This is a genomic window from Cryobacterium sp. Y82 (genome assembly GCF_002929495.1).
Taxonomy (GTDB): domain Bacteria; phylum Actinomycetota; class Actinomycetes; order Actinomycetales; family Microbacteriaceae; genus Cryobacterium; species Cryobacterium serini.
This window is the reverse complement of record NZ_PJJJ01000032.1, coordinates 1-20359: the sequence shown is the minus strand read 5'-3', so window position 1 is coordinate 20359 and position 20359 is coordinate 1. Positions and strand designations below refer to the sequence as shown.

Here is a 20359-nt window from a genome sequence, read left to right as displayed (position 1 = left end):
CATAATTTCACCAGCTCGACGCGTTTTAGGAGACCGGCATGACCACCGCTGCCGCCACGACCATCAAGGCCAGGCAACGTCCCGGCGACCGCATCTTCTCGTCGGCCACCGTGATTTCCGGAAGCCTGATCCTCGCCGTGCTCGCCGCCGTAGCCATCTTTCTGCTCGTCGAGAGCCTGCCGGCGTTCGTCGCGGCGCCAGACGAATTCAGCGGAGACATCACCAACTTCTGGTCTTACGTGGGCCCGCTCGTGTTCGGCACGATCTACTCGGCCATTCTGGCGCTGCTCATGGCCGTGCCGGTCGCCATCGGCATTGCACTGTTCATCTCGCACTTCGCCCCGCGCAAGCTCGCGCAGGGCCTCGGCTACCTGGTCGACCTGCTCGCCGCCGTTCCCTCAGTGGTCTTCGGCCTCTGGGGCATCGGCGTATTGGCCCCCCTCGTACAGCCGTTCTACACCACCATCGTGGACTGGTTCGGCTGGTTCACCCCTTTTGCCGGCCCGGCCTCGGGCACCGGGCGCACCATCTTCACCGTGGCGATCGTGCTCGCCGTGATGGTTCTGCCGATCATCACCGCCATCTGCCGCGAGATCTTTTTGCAGACCCCGCTGCTGCACGAAGAAGCAGCCCTGGCCCTCGGCGCCACCCGCTGGGAAATGATTCGCATGGCCGTGTTGCCGTTCGGCCTGCCCGGCATCATCTCGGCGTCGATGCTCGGCCTCGGCCGTGCGCTCGGCGAGACCATGGCCGTGGCCATGGTGCTCTCCCCCAGCCCGGAAGTGATCTTCCAACTGCTCACCGCGCAGAACTCCAACACGATCGCCGCGAATATCGCCCTGAACTTTCCGGAGGCGCACGGCGTCGGCGTGAACATTCTGCTCGCGACCGGCCTCGTTTTGTTCGTCGTTACACTGCTCGTGAACATGCTGGCCCGGGTCATCATCAACAGCCGTAAGGCATTTTCGGGAGCCAACTGATGTCATCCGTTCTGGAAGCTTCGCCGCTCACGAACTCGCTCACCGCCGGCAAACTGCCCCGGCGCTCGTCGCTGTGGGTACTGCTCGCCAGCTGGGCCGTGTCGGCCGCCGTCTTCGCGATGCTCTACCTGTCGGGAGCCGTGGAAGGCTTCAACATTGTGGGCACGGTCGTGTTCGGTACCGTGCTGTACTGCGTGGCCATCTATGTGCTCTCCCGCCTGGTCGAGGGCTCGCGCAAGGCCAAGGACCGGTTGATGACCGCGCTGGTGACCGCAGCGTTCATCATTGCCCTGCTGCCGCTCATCTCGATCATCTACACGACCGTCGTGAACGGGCTGCCCGCGTTTTTGACGCCGACGTTCTTCACCTCCTCGCAGCGCAACGTTGTGGGCGCTGGCGGCGGCGTGCTACACGCCGTCATCGGCACGCTTTTGGTGACCGGCATGGCAACGCTCGTCTCGGTACCGATCGGGCTCCTGGCCTCGATCTACCTCGTGGAATACGGTCGCGGACGCCTGGCCAAGGCAATCACCTTCTTCGTCGATGTGATGACCGGTATCCCCTCGATCGTCGCTGGTCTGTTCGCCTTTGCCCTGTTCGCGCTTCTGTTCGACGATCCGGGGATCCGGTTTGGGTTCGGTGGAGCCATCGCACTGTCGGTGCTGATGATTCCCGTGGTGGTGCGCTCGAGCGAAGAGATGCTCAAGCTCGTGCCGAACGAACTGCGCGAGGCCGCTTTTGCACTCGGGGTGCCGAAGTGGCTGACCATTCTTAAGGTCGTACTGCCGACATCCATGGCCGGAATTGTGACCGGAGTCATGCTGGCAATCGCCCGCGTGATCGGCGAGACCGCCCCGCTGCTGATCATTGCCGGATTCACCGCCAGCATGAATTACGATCTGTTCAGCGAGCGGATGATGACCCTGCCGGTGTTCGTATACACGCAGTACGCCAACCAGGGCGCCGACTCGCAGGCCTTTATCGACCGGGCTTGGGCCGGGGCGCTCACCTTGATTCTGATCGTGATGCTGCTCAACGGGCTCGCCCGTCTGATCGCCTACTGGTTCTCGCCCAAACTGGGTCGCTAATTTTTCATTCAGTATAGAAAGGGACCTATGTCCAAGCGCATCGAAGTCAACGACCTCAACGTGTATTACACCAATTTCCTGGCCGTCGAGGGTGTCTCGATCGTCATCGAGCCGCGCACGGTGACCGCGTTCATCGGGCCGAGCGGTTGCGGTAAAAGCACCTTCATTCGTACGCTCAACCGCATGCACGAAGTCATTCCCGGCGCCCGCGTCGAGGGTGAAGTGCTCATCGACGGCAACAACCTGTACGGACCGGGCGTTGACCCCGTGCTCGTGCGCCGCCAGGTCGGCATGGTCTTTCAGCGACCCAACCCGTTTCCGACCATGTCTATTCAGGACAACGTGCTCGCCGGCGTGAAGCTCAACAACCGTCGCATGTCGAAAACGGATGCTGACGACCTCACCGAAAAAGCCCTCCGCGGCGCCAACCTGTGGAACGAGGTGAAGGATCGCCTGGCGCGCCCCGGATCGGGGCTGTCAGGTGGGCAGCAGCAGCGACTGTGCATCGCCCGCGCCATTGCCGTCGAGCCCGACGTGATTCTGATGGACGAGCCGTGTTCGGCGCTCGACCCAATCTCGACGCTGGCTATCGAGGACCTCATCGAAGAGATGAAGCAGGAGTACACGATTGTGATCGTGACGCACAACATGCAGCAGGCTTCGCGGGTGTCTGACCGCACCGCGTTCTTCAACATTGCGGGTACCGGCAAGCCGGGCAAGCTCATCGAGTATGACGACACCACGACGATCTTCTCGAACCCGAGTGTTCAGGCCACAGAGGACTACGTGTCTGGACGGTTCGGGTAGGTCTCTCTCGGGGGGCCAGGAGGGCGGCGCCGTGGGTCGCGCGACCGGCGAGCAGCGTGGCGGCCACGGGCATCCGCTCAAAGACGGCGTCGGAGACCTGAAGCGGGTCACCGTCGAGAACGGCAAGGTCGGCGACATCGCCAACGCGCAGGCGGGTGCGGCCGCGGGTTGACGCGGCAAGTGCCTGACTGCGGGTGATGACCTGATCGGGGCGCCACGGTTCGCGGCCGTCGCTTCGAGCGCGGGACGACGCTGCGCTCATGGCGGTGAAGGGATCGAGGGGGGCGACGGGGGCGTCGGATCCAAATGCCAGGGTGGCGCCGGCGTCGAGCAGCGAACGCAGGGCGAAGACGCGGTCAGCGCCCGCCGCCCAGTTGAGCTCGATGGCGTCGCGGTCGTCGAGGGCCTGCTCCGGCTGCACGCTCGCCGTGACGCCCAGGCGGGCAAAGCGAGCGAAGTCCTGGCCCTGCAGAAACTGTGCGTGCTCGATGCGACCGGCCGGGCTGATGGGGGTGTCACGGCCGATTGTGCCGACGCGCTCGAAGGCGTTGAGGGCGACGGTGTTGGCCGCGTCGCCGATGGCGTGCACCGCGGGCAGCAGCCCGGCTTGTCGGGCTCGCAACAAAATGTCGGTGAGCTCATCTTCACTCACGGTGAGCACTCCATGCCCGCCGACCGGATATTCGTCGACGCAGAAGGCCGTGCGGGTGTTCAGCGATCCGTCGATGAGCATCTTGAGCGGTCCCACGGTGAGCAGCCCGCGGGTGTCTGCGATGCGGTCGCCGGTGTGCATCCGCTCGACGAGGGCGCGGTCAAGGTCGGCGAGGTAGACGCCGGCGTCGATGCGGAGGGCGTCGAATCCGTTGCCGATGCGGCGCTGCCACGGGTCTCGGTTCCACGTCATTTCAAAGTCGACGATGCCGACGATGCCGCGGGCGGCGGCCAGGCTCCCGGCCTGGGCGGCCAGAACGTCGACTTCGGCGTCGGGCAGCTGGCCGAGTGCAATCGTGAGGTCGAACGCGGCCTGCTCCCTCAGCAATCCGGACTCGTCGACGTGCACGTCGAAACGAGCGGCGGCCGCGCTGTTGAGCCAGACGCAGTGCAGGTCATGGCTGATCAAGGCGGTCGGATACCCCTGCGTCGCCTCGTCGAGACCCCGCAGAGTTGGCCGGTCGGCCCAGATCGCATCGCGGAATCTGACTCCGATCAGCGGGGTCGGTTTCGCGGCCGGGGTGATCTGTGCGCGCACGATCTCGAGCGCTTCGCGGGCAGAGGCGGCAGCGGAGAGGTCGAACCGGGCGCCGGCGAGGGCCCACTGGGTCATGTGTACATGTTCGTCCCAGAGGCCGGGGATGACGGTGCGGCCCTCGAGGTCGACGGTGGGGGCATCCGTTGTGGTGCCGACGTGCGTGATCTGCGTGATGACCCCGTCGGAGATATGCAGATCGGAGAGGGTGGTGTCGCCGGGCTGCATGACGGAGCGCAGAACGAGGTCGGGCATGATTCGTCCGTTCGATGGAGGGAGCGGATGTACGCCATTGCCACCCTACAGGCGGGTGCCGGGTGGATTCATCAGCCGGTTCGTGATGCCGGGGCCGTCACTTTCAGCTTGCGCGGGAGCTCTGGCTCGAAAAATGCAACTCACTAAAATCAGTGAGAATTTGTCAGTACCCCGTAGATATCTACGGGAAAAATCACTACGGTATGAGGCGTTCACGGCACACACCCACCGTGATTCGTGCCGCACCGACCGTTTCGACAGGAAACTCCTCATGCTCAAGAAGCTCTTTGCAATCACCATGCTGGCCACGCTGGCCGTCTTAGCGGTGCCGGCCGCGGCATCCGCTGTCACTTACGTTCCCAATGGCAGTTCGAGCCCCAAAACGACCGGTGCCGTTGTGCCTCCGGATGCGGGATATGTCGGTTCCGAGGAGGCGTATGTGGGCTACGTCGGGCTTGCCTCGACCGGCTATGACGGCTCCGTGCTGGCGATTTCGGGCGGAAGCGCAGCGTTTTTGCTCGGGTTGACCCTGGTCACCACGACTGTCGTACGCCGAAAGCGTGCCGAAGGCGTGGCGCGCGCCTAAAGCGGATGCTGGCAGTCTCGTGGCACGTTTTAGCAAAGCGCGCACCCCCAGGAACCGGTGCCGTCATCTCTAAATAGTGCCGCGAGCGCCCGACACCTGCCCAACCGGGGCTAGCGGCCGAACGACAGCGGGATGGCCGGGTTGGGCTGCGGCTCATCCGCGCTGACGATGACCTTTCTGAACTCTCTTCCCTGGGCGACGAAGTGCGCGATCAACGTCTCCCGCTCAAGGTAGGCGGGGGCTTCCACCGGAATCCAGAGTCGAGTGCTTTCCCGCCCGGCAAGTTCGGCCTCGAGCTCCATCGTGTTCGCGAGCACCGACGAGGTGACGCGCACCTCAACCGTTGACCATCCGCCGGTGCCCGAATTTACCTGGATCCACACCGGAGTGCGCCCATCGATGGCCCACCGACTAGCGATTCCGAAAGCAAAGTACGAGTCATCCTGTGGTGCGCCGAGCGCAATCCACCGGGCGTAGTCGAAGCCGCTCCAGGCACCCATCGGGAACGCGCGGCCGCTTGGATCAATCTGGAGCGGCTTGGCGGCCTCTCGCACAACCTCTCGGAGCCAGTCCTGTCGACCCACCCAATCGTTACCGAGGTCAAGTTCACCGCCGACAGCCGCCACAAATCTCGACTTCGACGTTGCCACCACGACGGGCGCGGTTATACCCAAGGGCTCGTGAAAACTGTGCTCGGTCGTGGCATCGCCACCGCCGTCGTCGGTGGCGTCGGCGGCAAATTGCCGCGCCAGAGCAAACCGGTCGAGCGCCTCAGCGAGGAGCCGAGCCGAGCGGCCTGTCACCACCTCACGAAAGGCGGCCATTGCTTGTTCGACGCTGGCCGCGTCATCCGTCAGCAGTCGATCAACCTCGCAGTGACGCGCAAGATGTACTGCCCAGGGACGTTGGTTAAGCGGCTGATGGGTAGGTGGTTTCCGATGGCGGTGTGGGGCCTGTGGTGATTGTATTCGTGGATCCAGGCTGGCAGGGCGTTTCGACGGGCAGATTCTGAATTGTAGAAGCGGCTGAACGCCCAGCCGTCGACGAGGGTCCGGTGGAAGCGTTCGATCTTGCCGTTGGTCTGCGGGCGGTAGGGGCGGGTCTTCTTGACCTTGATGTTCAGGTCTCGGCAGGTGTCGCGCCAGAGGTGTGATTTGTAGGCGGAGCCGTTGTCCGACAAGACCCGTTCCACGGTCACGCCGCGGGCGGCGAACCAGGACACCGCGCGGTGCAGGACCCCGACGGCTGTCGCGGCGGTCTCGTCGTTGTGGATCTCGGCATAGGCGACGCGGGAGTGGTCCTCGATGACCGTGTGCACGAACGCGGTCCCGATCAGTGGGTGGCGGTGAACGCTGCGGTTCTGGGTCGCCGTCGCGGCTCGATTCTTGCCGCCTTGCTGCCTGCCAACGTACCGCCATCCGCCACCATCGGGGATATTGCCGAGCTTTTTCACGTCGACGTGGATCAACGACCCCGGGGTGGCGTGCTCGTAGCGGCGGACGACCTCCCCGGTGCGCACGTCCACGTGGTGCAGCTTATTCAGGTGGCACCGGTTCAGAACCGCATGAACGGTCGAGGGTGGCATATTCAGTTTTGCGCCGATCGCCACGGGCCCCAAACGCTTCTTCCAGCGCAGGTGGACGAGCTTCCTCACTTGGTCCTGAGGTGTCTTGGTGGGCATTCGATGCGGGAGTGAGGACCGGTCCTCCATCCCGTCCGGGCCCATTGCGGCGTAGCGGTCGGCTCACCGTTTCGCGGTCGGCCACGACACGTTGAACAGTCGGGCGGCGTAGACGATCGAGCGGTCTTGATCGACGATGAGACGCGCCAAACGAAGACGGTGACGCGGAGTCAAAGCAGCATTAGCGTGGGACACGAGGACCTCCTGGTCTGAAGTGGTTGGCCTTTGACAGCTCCACTCCACTAAGCACCGGAGGTTCTCCCTTTTCAAGCCCTCAAGTCACTATCGTCATGGCCGGGTACATCTAACTCGTCACACTGCTTCCGCAATGCCCGAAGATGACCCGCCCGAGTTGGTCAGCCCAACAACTCTACGAATTGCCAGATCCGCGACACGTTCACGCAGTTCAAGGAGCCTGCCCCGCTGCTGGGCCCAGGCGAGCGGACTGCGTTACCCCTCAATGGGGAAAGCCCATTTATGTAAACTAGAGGTGCGGTCAAATCTCCGCGAATTCGGGGGAGTTGATCGCATTTTGTCGAACACGACGCGCACGCGAAAACTCCCCAAACGGTCCTACAACTGGCACGCCGTTTACTCGACCCGCCTCAGCCTCAGCGACTTTTTCGTGCTGCTCTGGGTGGTCTTCGGCGTGCAGATCGCCTGGTTCGGCTTCGACCGGGCCAGCCTGGCCGTGCGCTCCACCGACCTGGCCGTGTCATACACGTCGGTGTCAGTCATTCTCATCGCCAGCTGGATGGTCGCGCTCAACCTCTACGGAACCCGGACCGACCGCGTACTCGGCACCGGCTTCGACGAGTACAAGCTCATCGCCGGGGCCTCAATAAGACTCTTCGGCCTGCTCGCCATCGTCGCCTATCTCTTCAAGATCGACGTGGCACGCGGCTACATTCTGCTCGCGTTCCCCGTCGGCATCGTCGTGCTCATCTTCTCAAGATGGATGTGGCGGCAATGGCTCGTCGCGCAGCGTTCGCGCGGCCAGTTCACCTCCCGCGTCATCCTGATCGGCACCCAGGAATCCTCCGCCCACATCGCCGACGAGCTCAGAACACGCCTCGGCGCCGGCTACCTCGTCGTCGGCGCCTGCGTCACGTCGGGCGAAGTCAGCGCCTATCTGCCGCGCGGCACCGTGCCCGTGGTGGGCGACATCGACGATATGCACACCGCCCTTGATTCGTTGAACGCTGACACGGTGATCATCACCAGCAGCGACGACATCTCCCCCACCCGCATGCGCGAACTCAGCTGGAGCCTCGAACCCGGCCGCCACCACCTCATCATGGTGCCGCGCCTCATCGACGTAGGCGGCCCACGCATCCACACCCGACCCGTCGCTGGCCTGCCGCTCATTCATGTTGAGACCCCCCGATACGAAGGCCATACCCTTTTCACCAAACGCGCATTCGACATCATCAGCTCGGCCCTGCTCATCATCGTGCTCTCCCCCGCCCTCGCAGCCATCGCCCTCGCCGTGCGCTTCAGCGGCCCCGGCCCGGTGTTGTTTCACCAAAAACGCGTGGGTCACAACGGTCATCTCTTCAAGATGCTCAAGTTTCGCTCGATGGTAGTGGACGCCGAGGCACGCCTTGCCGCGTTGCAAGACACTCCCCGCGTGGTCGGCAACACCGTCATGTTCAAGATGCAGAACGACCCGCGCGTCACCCGCGCCGGCCGCTTTCTGCGCCGCTACAGCCTCGACGAACTGCCCCAGCTATTCAACGTGTTCGCCGGAAGCATGTCGCTCGTCGGCCCCCGCCCGCCGCTCGAAACCGAGGTCAGCGAGTACGAGCTGCACGTGCACCGCCGCTTTCTCGTCAAACCCGGCGTCACCGGACTCTGGCAAGTAAGCGGCCGCTCCAACCTCACCTGGGACGAAACCGTGCGCCTCGACCTCTACTACGTCGAGAACTGGTCGCTCGTAGGCGACCTCGTCATCCTCTGGCGCACCACCAAGGCCGTGCTAGCTCGCGACGGCGCCTACTGAGCGGATGCCGCGACTCGTATTGACCCGCGAGACCTATCCGGTCACGAATCCAAAGAACAACATGCGAATATCTCGCAAGCGCTGCGCGGAGACGCACTTACCCAGCAAAATCCTTCATGTGCACACGAGTTTCGCACGCACCCAAAGACGGTACCCAGCTTGAGGCCCACCTGCTCGACGAACCCCATCGTTCAGACAAAGCGTTCGCCAGGATGCACCGACGGGAGTCACAATCGGTCACGGCGGACCGACCGCGGATCAGGAATTCATCCGCGCCAGTAGCGTCTTTTCTGCCACCTCCGCTACCTCCGCTACCTTGAGCGTCGCCGGTGAAAGGTGCGTGAATTCCCGTTGCGCACGAGCAATCGTGCAGTAGTGCGCTTGTTCAAATGGCGGCATCCGTTGAGACAAGGCTTACAGCAGTTTCCACGTGTTCGACGTTCATCACGGGGGCAAGTGGTGCCCCAATTGGGTCGCCGACGTCGCGCCCGAGATCAATGTCAGGTGTCGGGCCCGCCATGACAAACCGGCGCGACACCTGAAGATGTTGCATCACTGCTGCACTGAAAATGAAACGAAAATTCCTCAATACGCTCGCAAATATCCGCCAGTTAGGCTACGTTCGCACCACGAAGACGCGCTTACCCGCAAAATTCGTCGTGTGTTGCCGACCGAGCCGCGCATGTACTCGATGCAGTAGCCCGGCCTAGAAGGTGCACCCGCATGCGCTCACCGCTCACCTGGATTCGTCAATGGTTCTCACGACACGTTGGGAAGCCCTTGGACGCCATGTATGCACACATCGACTCTCACCTAGTCGATGAATTCCGCTTCTAGCTGCGCATTACATCAACATCGCTCCCGCGAACGCTTAAAGGCTGCGCCCTGCAGGGAACTGAGTAATTCTCCTATCAGAAAATTGGATGTCGCGCACCCCCATGGTTGGGGGGAGTGGTATTCGACGCCCGTTCCACTACCGTGAGACCACGTTCTGGCTCACCCGAACCAGAGAACGCGTTGGTGAACGTCCCGGTCTGGCCGGCGAGCCCCCCCTAGGAGCTCTGCCGACTGCGCACTACTGCGCCTCCGATCCGCTCTCCTTACTCCGAAGGAGACTGCTTCATGACCCTTCCATTAGAAGACCTTCGCGTCCTTGCTCCGACGCGCATGGGCGAAAACCTTGTAACGACACGGCAAGAGAAACCGCACGCCTTTCCAACCCGGCGCGTCGCCGGGTTTACAATCGCTTCGACGACTCCCGCTTCGGCGACGGCGTGGCTGTGCAATAAGGCAGCGGCTTCCGGAGGGCAGCCGATAGATGTGCACCTCATCAACGCCTATTCCATTGCATCTGCTGAAAGTGATGATGCACTCCACGAGGTGTTCGCCGGCGCGGGAATCAATCTCGCCGACGGCAAGCCGCTTTCGTGGCTGACCACCTTCGGTGCGAACCCGCTTACCCAAACGCGCGGACCCCAACTCTTCACCGACGTGCTCGATGTCGGACGAGTCCATGGCGTCACCCATTTCTTGCTGGGCTCGAGCGAGAAAACGCTGGCCCGACTGCACGTTGAGTTATACCGGCGTTACCCCGGCGTGCAAATCGTCGGGGCCTATTCGCCGCCGCTCCGGCCTCTGTCCTACGAAGAGCGATCCCGGCAGGACGCCATGATTCGGTCCAGCGGCGCTGGAATCGTGTGGGTGGCCCTTGGCACACCGAAGCAAGATTTTGAGGCGCAGCGAATTTCGCGTTCAACGAAACGCATCACTGTCGCGATCGGCGCGGCATTCGATTTTGTGGCAGGCACCCAGCGCGAAGCGCCAGCCTGGGTGCGCAGGCTCGGCATGGAGTGGTTCTATCGCCTGGCAAACGAGCCCCGGCGACTTGGACACCGGTACCTCGTTGGCAACCTGCGCTTTCTCTATGCCGTCGTACGACGACGCGGTGTCGGCCTGCCCCGATGAACGGCCCGGCTGAGGCAGTCGCCACCGTACGCATTGCGGTTGTGCATCCATGGTTACCTAAATATCGGGTTAAATTTTTCGAGCTACTGCGCCGACGAGGGGCCGAAATCGGCATAGAATTCGTAATTTTCTATGGCGATGCACCACCAGAATGGCGCGCGCGTGGTGATACCTCCGTTGCAACTTGGGCCACTGCGCTACGGACACGGTTCCTCACGTTCCGCGGTCGCACACTGATCCTCAAATCACTCAGACCGATTACGCGGTCTGGCCCTTACGATCTGATCATCGTTGAGCAGGCCGTGCGCAATCTGGAGACGTTTCGCTTGATCATCCAATCCACGCCGATTGCCTTTTGGGGTCACGGCGCGACCTACACAAAACAGGTGGGTCGCGTTCAGGAGGCTGTCAAACAGTGGCTCACCGGGAGGGGTTGCTGGTTTCTCGCATATACCCGGGGTGGCGGTGATGCCGTGACGCGAGCCGGTTTTCCTGCCGCACGGGTGACTGTTTTGAATAATGCCAGCGACACTGCTGCATTGAGCGTGGACCTGGCTTCAATCACTCCGGCAGAGATCAGTCATTTCGTCAAAACATACGACCTGCGCGGCAAGACGGCGCTATTTCTGGGCGGCCTCGACGAACCGAAACGCATTCCGTTTCTTCTGCATTCTGCCGCCATGGCCTCCGCGCTCGACCCCGACTTTCGGCTGCTCATCGCCGGGAACGGTTCCGAACGCGCGACCGTGGAGGAGGCCTGCCGCACCAACCCCGCCGTGCACTACCTCGGATCCGTCTTTGGAACCGAGAAGGCACTCGCCCTGCGCGGCGCGGAGGTCATCGCCATGCCCGGTCGGGTCGGTCTCGTTGCCGTTGACAGCTTCGCCGCCGGCACCCCCATCGTAACGACGAATTGGCCGTGGCACGCGCCCGAATTCGAGTACCTTGAGGCAGCAAGAAACGCCATCGTCACTCGCGACGACGAAGCCACCTACGCCAGCGAGCTCGTAAAGATTCTAAATGACGCCAGCCGATTGAGCGGCTTGGCCGCTGAATGCCTCGAGGCTCGCGAGCGATACAGCATCCAGCTCATGGTAGAAAACTTCGTCGCCGGAGTGCGGCATTTCAGCGAAGCCGGTACCCGATGATTCGCGCAATCGTAGCCTGCCACAACCGACGCGCGCTCACAGTGCGCGCTGTTCTCGGCCTGGCACTGGCGGCTCGGCAGGCGGACGTTGCCATCGAGTTCACGATCTACGACGATGGCTCCACCGATGGCACCGCGGGAGCGCTGCTGGACTTAGGCCTACACCTCACGATTGTGCCGGGTGCGGGCTCGGATTTCTGGGCCTTGAGCATGGCGCGCGCTGAGGCACACGCTCTCATCGGCGCCAACCCCGGCGACAGCGTGTTCTGGTTCAACGACGACGCTGAGTTCGATGCGAATGCCCTGAGTGTACTGCTGCGCTGCGCGAGAAAGCACCCCGGAGCAGTCGTGGTCGGAGCGCTCCGTGACCCGACCACACAGGTGGTGACGTATGGCGGATTCCGACGAGAAGGGTGGCACCCCCGCAGCTTTCGCCTGGTCCCAATCGCGGACCGATCGACACCTGTCGACACGTTTAACGGTAATGCCGTGTTGGTCCCGATCGCAGCTGCCCGCCGTGTAGGCGGAATCGACGGAGGCTTCTCGCACTCCCTCGCGGACATCGATTATGGCCTGCGGTGCCGGTGGCTCTCGATCCCCGTACTGGTGGCACCCGGTTCGATCGGCACTTGCGCCCGCAATCCGTCGGGACCCGCCGGCGGCGTACGCCGAAAATGGCGCCAGTTCATCGGCGTTACCGGAGGCGGCCACTTCGCGTCGACCAGGCGGTTCGTTCGTCGCCATGAACCAGCTAAGTGGCCCGCCGCTATCGTCGTTACCTACCTCTTGTGGTGGAGCCGTCATTTCGCCGCCTTGGTGCAGTCGACGTGACGTCCGTCTGGATACTGTTCGTCGCCACCGGCGCGGGTGCTGCGTTCTGGCTCGCGGTACTCATGCTGCGACGCTGGCCGATTCTTGGCGCCGTCTGCATGGCACTGACAGTACTGGTGGCGTGGGAATTTCCGCAACTGCCGCCGCTTTTCATCGTGGCGGGGAATACCTTCTACCCCCTCGATCTACTCTCCGCTGTGATGCTCACAGTGGCTTCATTCCGGGTCCGAGAAATCGTGCGAAACGTTGGCTGGACTACCTACTTATGGGTTGTCATCGGCCTTGTCCTCACCGTCGGATTCGCCCGGGGCCTTGGCGAGTTCACTCCCGGGATCGTGCTCAACGAGCTGCGATTCTTTCTATACCCCTTCGCCGCGCTGTTCTGGGGGCTCAGCCTTCGCTTCGACACACTGCCGAAAGAAGTGTGGACGCGGGGAGGGATCGTGCTCGGCTGGTCGCTCGTAGCGGTGGGTCTGGCGCATTGGACGGTCTATGGGCTAGGCGGTGCAGACGAATTCGTCGACCCTGCATCGGGTGTAGAGCAGACGTCGCGCATCCTCGTTTCCGGTCAGGCCCTGACCTTGCTGCTATGCGCAGTGATCGTAGGCTGCGACGCGCTCAAGCGACGCCAAACTTTATCCATCCTGTCATCCACCGTCTTTCTGACCGTAGTGATACTCACCCAGCAACGTGCGGCGTGGCTGGCGCTGCTCGCGGCCGGGCTGGCGCTTTTCATTCACCTCTCGGTTCGAGTGCGGTGGTTCACATTCCTGATTGTCGCGTACTCCGCAACGATCGTCATCCTTCTGGTCGCCGTTGGCGGCTTGCAGGTTCTCGGCGGCCTGGGGGAATCAGCCACTAATGCAAAGACTTACGACGGCCGCGTCGGCGGTTGGCTCTATCTCGTGCAACATTCAGCCGACGATGGACTTATCAACGTCATCTTCGGCAGTGCCGTGGGAAGCGGCTACGGCCGGTTCGAATCCGCGACGCGCTGGGTGGAGTACTCGCCGCACAACTGGTACATCATGCTGTACCTTCGCACCGGACTCGTCGGGTTAGCACTGCTGGCGGTGATCCTCGTGGAGCTAGCAAGAACGGCGGTACGCAAGCACACGATGCCGATCGAGACTGCCACTATCAGCGCCATTCTGGTCTTCGGCTGGGCGTATTCCTGGCCGTGGTACACCCTGCTCATCTTTGCGTGGGCGAGCAGCCGCATCCTCTCGCCAACCTTGAACGATCGTTCATTGCCGCCCCAGCTGTCCTTGCAGCCCACGGAACGAAGGTCGCATGCTCTCCACTGACAGAAAACTGCGTGTGCTGCACCTACTTCGAGAGCTCAACCCAAGCGGAATGGAACGGATGCTCGTCTCGGCAGCATCTGATTTCTCCCGTCTGGGTGTGCGCGGCTTCGTGGTGGGCCAGGGCCGCAAGCATCCGTTCGCCGATGAATTGCAGCGCGCGGGCTACGCCGTCACGTTGCTGAACGGGCCAGTCACCGGTCGACACTCGCGTCGCCAGCTACGTAAGCTCGTTCGTCAAGAACAGATTGACGTCATTCACGTGCACACCGAAGGCGATTACCTGCGCACCGTTCTCGCATGTGTGGCCGCATTCGGCAGCCAACGACCGTGCATCGTGCGCACCGTGCACAATGTTTTCGACGCGCGCGGACGCTGGTTTCTCTCCCGGTGGATTCAGGCAGCAGTGGCGGACCGCTTCGTACGCGCCATCATCGCTCCGTCGCCCGACGTCACGGCTAATGAACATCGTTTTGGTCGGAATACCCGCACGATTCTCAATTGGGTCGACGACGCTTTCTTCGCGGTGGGTGCCCGACGTGACGCTGGAGCGCGCGCCCCATTCACGCCCTTGCTGGGGCTACTTGTTGGCAACTGTTCCGCTATTAAGCGGCACGGCCTCTACTTGCAGGCCGCCATCGCGGCAGGCCACTCGGTGATGCACCTCGGTTCGGAGGAGCGCTCCGGTGACGCCGAACGGAAATTTCTCAACGACTTGGAAGCGTCGGGGCAGCTATTTACTCGAGGTGTAAAATCTCCTGTCGCGGCCCTCGGCCGTGCCGATTACTTTGCAATGCCGAGCAGCGTCGAGGGCATGGGGGTGGCGCTCGCCGAGGCCATCGTGTCGGGGGTTCCTTGCCTCGTGAGCGCATCCCCCGGCCTACATTGGGCGCACGGCATTCCCGGGGTGGTAATGGTGCCCGATACCCCCGAAGCGTGGCAGAAAGCTGTGCTGTCGCCGCCGACAGAGGCGGTTGTGAGCCCGTTTGATTTCACTTCGGCGCGTGGCGCTAGTGAATACGTCGGGGTCTATCGAACTGCCGTGCGGCCATGAACCAGCTCGGATCACGCGTGCTGTACCTGCCTAATGAAGCGGGCGAATGGCGGCAACAGGGCCTACGTTTGGGACTCGCCAGACTCGCTGCCGGGCAGTTGATCGGCGACGTTCGTATTTTCAGCCCGTTGTGGCGTTTGCAAAATGGGGAATCAGACGTATTCGGGCAGTTGGCCCAGCTCGTGCACGACTTTCAACCGCACATCGTGCTCGTGCAGCATCCGGAACGCAGCGAGCTGTACGGCCGACATTGGCAAGAACTTCGACAACTCGCCGAATTCACCCTGGTGCTGCACGAAGGTGATCTCTACGATCGGTGGCACCGGCCTCCGCCGCGGGAACTCCGCAGTGCCGCCGCATACGCGGATGTCGCCTTCAGCGTTGGCGCGTCCGCACAGCTAGATTTTCTGCGTCGTTGTGGGGTGCCCGATGTGCGGTGGGTTCCCACTGCGTTCAACTCCGATCAATTCGGCCACGCGCCACTGCCCCTCGATCGCCCCTTCGACGTAGTTCTCATTGGCAATGCCAACGGCTCGCGCATTCCCCTGCATTCAATGCCCGGAGCGCGAGAACGGGCACAGTTGGTCGCGGCATTTCAGAAGCGATTCGGCAAGCGCTTTGCTGTGTATGGGCGTGGCTGGACCGGGCCGTCCGCTCAGGGCCCCATCGACTTTCTCGACCAGGGACGGGCCGTGCAGTCCGGGTGGATCACGGCAAGTTGGGAACACTTCACGACCGAGTCACGCTCTTTCTCCGACCGGTTGCCCATCGCGCTTGCGAGTGGCACCGTTCACGTCACCTCAACGAAACCCGGCTTCGATGACGTCTTTCCGCCGGGTCAGCAGTTTCTCCACCACGAGCCTAATGTCAGCGAGATCGTGCACCGGGTGGCGGCGATTCTCGGCACAACAAGCCCGGGCCAGCGGATGGCGGCCGCTGCCGCCGGCCGCCAGTTCGCCTTCGACCACTTTCGCCAGGACGACAACCTAGTTACACTGCTGAATGCTGGCGGCGCCCGAATCGATCCCGCACGCGCCACCGAAATATGGAAAATCGCCGCACCTGCCCTGCACGAACTGTGACCAGCTGAGCGTCAGATCAGCGAGTGCTCACGCATAATCCGGATCGGCGGGAGGCGATTACGTGCGGCATAGATGAGTGCTCCGGCTGCGACCAGCACGACGACCGATCCGAGAAGCTGTGCAGGCAACGAGGCTGGTGAGAGCACTCGAACGACGATCATCGTCAGGCCCGCGAGTGAAAGAGCGACGACGACGACGCTGGCGTAACCTCGGAGCAGTGGGCCTAAGGCAAGGTAGCCCGAACGTCGACAGAGAATGATGTGCGTCCCGTGTTGCGCGATCATCCCAACGAACAGCCCCGCTATGAGTGGAACCCATCCCCGGGTCACGAGCGCTGCCACAGCGGCACCGATGTAAACCACGAGAAGGGCAAGCTGTGTGCCCCAGATCCACCAAAATCTTCCCAACACTTCGATAGCCGCGGACAGAACGCTTGACACGGCCTGGATCGCCGCGATGAGCAAGAGGGGCACGGCAAGCTGGCCGGAAAGGACCCAACCGGGTCCAAACAAGACCGGAATCAGTACGGGAAGGAGCACCGCAGCAACAGCTGCGGCGGGCACCGTGACCCAGGCTACGAGCACGAGAAGGTCTGGCCACACCTCGCGCGCACGCCGACCATCGCGCCGATCGTGTCGGAATTCGGGGTATATCGCCTGCACGATGGCATTTTGCAGTTGGTGGAAGGGCACTGTCGTTACCACGTCGGCACGATTCCAGTGCCCGAGAGCCGCAGCGCCCAGAGCCTTCGATGCCGCCCATCGACCGACGTTGCCGTTCGCATAGGTCAGCACCGACGCGAGTGTAAGCCGCCAACTAAACGCAATGTCGCCGCGAGCGTCGCCGAGGCGAGCCCTGCCGAGCAATCGTTTGCGATTCACTGAGCAGGTGCCCACTGCTGTGAGCAGTTGCGCAAGCACCGGTGAGAGCACGAGCGCACTCGGCGTCGCCCAGTGCGCAACGGCCCCAACTCCGACCGCCATACCGATCAGATTGCCGATGAGAACGATGGTCGCGAGCAACCGAAAACGTCCCTCCCGGCGTAAGAGCCCCGTCCCCAGCCCCAACAAGGGAGCCACTAGCACGCTGATGCCCAGCCACCGTAACGGCTGGGCCGCTCCGGGAGCCGACCACAGCTGGCCCCAGAGGCTCGCTCCCGCGAGCACAACGCCGAAACCGGCGCCTCCAAGAATGAGACCGTAAAGCGAAATGGCCCGCAAGCGAGCGGGATCGATGGTGAGCATTCGCGCCACCGTCTGAGCGAGGCCTCCGGTTGCAAGGAGCCCCACAAGAGCAGCTCCCGCAAGGGCTACGCCGTATTGGCCGAAGCCATTCGCATCGACCGTCCGTGACGTCACAGCCGCGTAGCCGAATTGTAGAGTCACCGTCGTAAGCTGAGCCCCGTAAATCCAGGCTGTGCCAGCAAGCAACCGGTGAACTCGGGGCATGCCTTGGCCTCTCGCAGGCGTTTCCTAGCAGCCCATCCGGGTATAGCTGGGCGATCGTCAGTCTAGGACGAGTAAATCGCACGGGCAGCACCGGCACCCCCCAGACCGGGCAGCAGTCTCCCCCCAATGCGGGGGGAGAACGCGCGACAGGGGTCGCCAAATCTGAGAATTTGTCGATAACGTTCTGGCAATTGCCCGCAACTTACCAAGACTCGGCAGATATGAGTCAGGGCGACCAATCGCATCGTCTCACCAACCCAAGTCGCCCAGCGCGTCTCACTCGCGGACGGTGAAGCCCCAGAAATCTGTGACCGCACTCGCGAGGGCGCGTCGACTTGACGTGCTCGATCGCAGTTAGCGCAACCAAATAGTCAGGATAATAATGTCGCGCTTTGCTCCTCGCTCCGAGGCCCCTTCTACTCCACCACGCCGCCTGCGAAGCATCGCGGTCGGCACTATTGCAGCACTCGGACTTTCGCTCCTGGGCACGATGCCTGCCGCCGCACTCACCGTCGCTGACATTGCCGAAGACCCGGCAGCCTGGGCCACGTCCCCCTACTCGCCTCTGCAGCCCGAAGAGATCGCGGCGCCGGGCAACTCGCTCACACTCGAGTTCGACGAAGAGTCCGGCGGCCTGCCGGCCAGCGGAGACGTTGGAACCGGCTTCACCATGGTGCAGCCGTCTTCTGCCGACAGCCAGTGGTACCTGCCGAACAACCTCACGGTCGCCGACGGCTCGCTCAAAATCGCGGCCAGCAAGGGCATCGCGTACCTGCACAACGCGCCGACCATCAACAACGGCGGTACTCGAAACCAACAGGACAACACTCTCGGGGCAGGCCTTCTAGCTTCGGGCAAAAACTTACGGCTCACCACCACCCTCACCGCCCCGAGCAGGGTCTACAACTCGGCCCAGGCCGGTTTGTGGTTTGGGCCCAACGACGATAACTACTTGAAATTGGTGATGGCCGCTCCCGGCAGCAGCGCCGGTGCGTCAAACCGACAGATTCAACTGGGGAGAGAAGTCGCTGCTATCTCGACGAGCACCGCGGTTGACCAGGTGAACTTCGACACCTCCACCGCTGTGATTCCCAACGGCTCGGCGGTGACCCTCATCCTCGACATCGACGCCATCACCGGCACTGCCACCGCGCACTATCAGCTCGCCGGTGGCGCCGTGACGACGCTGGGGCGGGTGCAGATTCCGGCTAACTTTCTCGACGGATCGCTTCTAACCGGGCCTGCGACCAGCACGGTCGACTCATTCGGCGGCGTGTTCGCGACCAAGCGCAATATGCCCGAAGCCACGGCGGCGACGTTCTCCTTCAATTCCTTCACCGTGGGCGAAACCGACTCGACGCCGCCTGCCCCCGCGACGAACGTGCTCGGCGAGGCCGTACCCGGCCAGATTGACGTGGGTTGGGAGGCATCAGCTGCTGAAGATTTGGCCGGTTACCGTGTTTATCGCGGCCTCACCTCACCCGTTTCGACCTCAGGAACGCCCCTGTCGGGAACAGATCTGCTCACCGACAGCTCGTACTCCGACACCAGCACCTTCACCGGCACCGGCTACGTCTACTCGGTCGTCGCCGTTGATGCGTCGGGCAATGCCGCGGCTGCGGCGGAGTCCACGGCGTTGACCACTCCGGCTCCCACCGGCACCCTCGTGGAGAAGTTCAATTTCTCAACGACCGCCGGCCCCGCAGTTGACGGGTACACAAAAGACACCGGCCTGCCGTTTGCGGCAGGGACTGGCTACGGCTGGTTGACGGCTGATGACGGCACCCCCTTCGACTTCTCACTCAATGCCCGCGTTCGCACCAATTCCGGGGTCACGACCGACCCGCGGCTGGCGTCGGTCGTGCACATGCAGTACGGCGATATCGCCGCAGCGAACGCCGCCAACGGAATCACCACCGAGGAGGGCGTCTGGGAATACAACCTGCCAAATGGCAGCTACAACGTAGTCGCAGCTATGGGCGATTCGGCCACGGGCAACTATGACAGCACCCACGCGCTGCGAGCAGAAGGGGTTGAACTTCTGGCACCCTTCGTGGGATCCGCCAGCAATGAATACAACGAATCTGTTGCCACAGTTTCTGTGACTGACGGAAAGCTCACGATCGACGCCGAGGGAGGCACGAACGGCAAGATCGCTTACCTCGAGATCTACGAGGTGACCGCGTTCGCCCCATCCGCTCCGACGGACGTCACCACCACCCTGAGCTCCGACTCCGTCGCCCTGTCCTGGCAGGCCGTCGACGGAGCCGTGGGATACAACGTCTACCGCGGTGCCAGCACCGAGGTCGACATCACGGGCACGCCGCTGAACGCTGAGACCCTCACCGCGACGGGCTATTCCGACGCCTCCGTTATTGCCGGCAGCTCCTACTACTACGTGGTCGTGGCGCTGGGCGAAAACACTGCGGCCTCGGCAGCCTCGACCGCTGTACGCGTGGACATTCCTGCAGCACCGGCAGCACCAGAGGCTCCGGCCAACGTCGTCGGCAGCCTCGACGACGCCGACCTGGCCGTTATCAGCTGGGACGCCGTGCCGGAAACTGCGGGCTACAACATCTACCGCGGCACCACCGCGACCGTTGCCACCGACGGCGTCGCTCTCAACGGCGCGGCTCCCCTGGCCGCCCTGACCTTCACCGACCAGACCGTCACGGCCGGAACGACCTACTACTACATCGTTCAGTCCGTTGGCAATAACGCCCTCGTCTCGGAGGCATCCACGGCCATCGAGGTTGCCGTTCCCGAAGAAGTCGTGGTTCCCGGTGCTTGCCTGAGCACACGGTGGTCGGTCGACTATTTCAAGGGAACCGCCCTCGCCGGCGCTCCCCTGGTCTCTGACTGCGCCATCGAAATCGACCAGAC

16 protein-coding genes and 1 pseudogene are annotated in these 20359 nt (G+C 62.8%); 12 read left to right on the top strand and 5 right to left on the bottom strand.

All coding sequences use genetic code 11. The features are described 5' to 3' along the window. Positions 1-38: 38 nt before the first annotated feature. The 3 genes from pstC to pstB are packed head-to-tail and all read left to right on the top strand — an operon-like array spanning position 39 to position 2875. The gene (gene pstC, locus CXY70_RS08930) at positions 39-980 is read left to right on the top strand and encodes a phosphate ABC transporter permease subunit PstC (protein WP_104192030.1); all 942 of its coding nucleotides are present in this window, start codon (positions 39-41) and stop codon (positions 978-980) included. Then, complete coding sequence (pstA, locus tag CXY70_RS08925; RefSeq protein WP_104192029.1) at positions 980-2068, top strand: phosphate ABC transporter permease PstA; 1089 nt, start codon at positions 980-982, stop codon at positions 2066-2068. Before pstC ends, pstA begins: the two co-directional genes overlap by 1 nt. Positions 2069-2095: 27 nt before the next feature. Continuing rightward, positions 2096-2875 carry a phosphate ABC transporter ATP-binding protein PstB gene (pstB, locus tag CXY70_RS08920; RefSeq protein WP_104192028.1) on the top strand — a complete coding sequence of 260 codons (780 nt, stop codon included), beginning with the start codon at positions 2096-2098 and terminating at the stop codon, positions 2873-2875. Here pstB and CXY70_RS08915 read toward each other — a convergent pair. Then, positions 2790-4376, bottom strand: a complete 1587-nt coding sequence (locus CXY70_RS08915; RefSeq protein WP_104192027.1) for an amidohydrolase — start codon at positions 4374-4376, stop codon at positions 2790-2792. The two genes, pstB and CXY70_RS08915, sit on opposite strands and share 86 nt — an antisense overlap. 271 nt (positions 4377-4647) lie before the next feature. On the opposite strand from CXY70_RS08915, the gene CXY70_RS08910 reads away from it, so the two are divergent. Beyond that, entirely contained in the window at positions 4648-4962 is a 315-nt protein-coding gene (locus tag CXY70_RS08910; protein ID WP_104192026.1) for a hypothetical protein, read from the top strand. A gap of 110 nt (positions 4963-5072) precedes the next feature. On the opposite strand, the gene CXY70_RS08905 is transcribed toward CXY70_RS08910, so the two are convergent. Both CXY70_RS08905 and CXY70_RS08900 read right to left on the bottom strand, forming a co-directional pair. Then, positions 5073-5786, bottom strand: a complete 714-nt coding sequence (locus CXY70_RS08905; RefSeq protein ID WP_104192025.1) for a hypothetical protein — start codon at positions 5784-5786, stop codon at positions 5073-5075. 29 nt (positions 5787-5815) lie between these two features. After that, positions 5816-6838: pseudogene (locus CXY70_RS08900) on the bottom strand (IS481 family transposase). Positions 6839-7175: 337 nt separating this feature from the next. Between CXY70_RS08900 and CXY70_RS08895 the strand changes: the two are divergent. After that, entirely contained in the window at positions 7176-8645 is a 1470-nt protein-coding gene (locus CXY70_RS08895; RefSeq protein ID WP_233205854.1) for a sugar transferase, read from the top strand. A 385-nt stretch (positions 8646-9030) separates the two neighbouring features. On the opposite strand, the gene CXY70_RS17795 is transcribed toward CXY70_RS08895, so the two are convergent. After that, on the bottom strand, positions 9031-9201 hold the full coding sequence (locus CXY70_RS17795; RefSeq protein WP_158250948.1) for a hypothetical protein: 171 nt from the start codon (positions 9199-9201) through the stop codon (positions 9031-9033). Between the two features lie 566 nt (positions 9202-9767). Between CXY70_RS17795 and CXY70_RS08890 the strand changes: the two genes are divergently transcribed. The 6 genes from CXY70_RS08890 to CXY70_RS08865 all read left to right on the top strand — a co-directional run bounded on the left by CXY70_RS08890 (position 9768) and on the right by CXY70_RS08865 (position 16028). Further along, entirely contained in the window at positions 9768-10610 is an 843-nt protein-coding gene (locus CXY70_RS08890) for a WecB/TagA/CpsF family glycosyltransferase (protein WP_104192023.1), read from the top strand. 545 nt (positions 10611-11155) lie between these two features. Continuing rightward, positions 11156-11758 (top strand): glycosyltransferase family 4 protein, encoded by a 603-nt coding sequence (locus CXY70_RS17790; protein ID WP_233205869.1) that lies wholly within the window; start codon positions 11156-11158, stop codon positions 11756-11758. Then, a complete protein-coding gene (locus CXY70_RS08880; protein ID WP_158250946.1) occupies positions 11755-12588 on the top strand; it encodes a glycosyltransferase family 2 protein in 834 nt (277 codons plus the stop codon). Before CXY70_RS17790 ends, CXY70_RS08880 begins: the two co-directional genes overlap by 4 nt. Next, the gene (locus CXY70_RS08875; protein WP_104192020.1) at positions 12585-13895 is read left to right on the top strand and encodes an O-antigen ligase family protein; all 1311 of its coding nucleotides are present in this window, start codon (positions 12585-12587) and stop codon (positions 13893-13895) included. Before CXY70_RS08880 ends, CXY70_RS08875 begins: the two co-directional genes overlap by 4 nt. Beyond that, the gene (locus CXY70_RS08870; protein ID WP_104192019.1) at positions 13882-14946 is read left to right on the top strand and encodes a glycosyltransferase; all 1065 of its coding nucleotides are present in this window, start codon (positions 13882-13884) and stop codon (positions 14944-14946) included. The genes CXY70_RS08875 and CXY70_RS08870 overlap by 14 nt, the downstream gene beginning before the upstream one ends. After that, positions 14943-16028 carry a glycosyltransferase gene (locus tag CXY70_RS08865; protein WP_104192018.1) on the top strand — a complete coding sequence of 362 codons (1086 nt, stop codon included), beginning with the start codon at positions 14943-14945 and terminating at the stop codon, positions 16026-16028. Before CXY70_RS08870 ends, CXY70_RS08865 begins: the two co-directional genes overlap by 4 nt. 11 nt (positions 16029-16039) lie before the next feature. Here the strand turns inward: CXY70_RS08865 and CXY70_RS08860 are convergent, their stop codons facing one another. After that, positions 16040-17476 carry an oligosaccharide flippase family protein gene (locus CXY70_RS08860; RefSeq protein ID WP_104192017.1) on the bottom strand — a complete coding sequence of 479 codons (1437 nt, stop codon included), beginning with the start codon at positions 17474-17476 and terminating at the stop codon, positions 16040-16042. 382 nt (positions 17477-17858) lie between these two features. Between CXY70_RS08860 and CXY70_RS08855 the strand changes: the two genes are divergently transcribed. Then, on the top strand, positions 17859-20359 hold a 2501-nt coding region (locus CXY70_RS08855; protein WP_199183405.1), incomplete at its 3' end, for a hypothetical protein.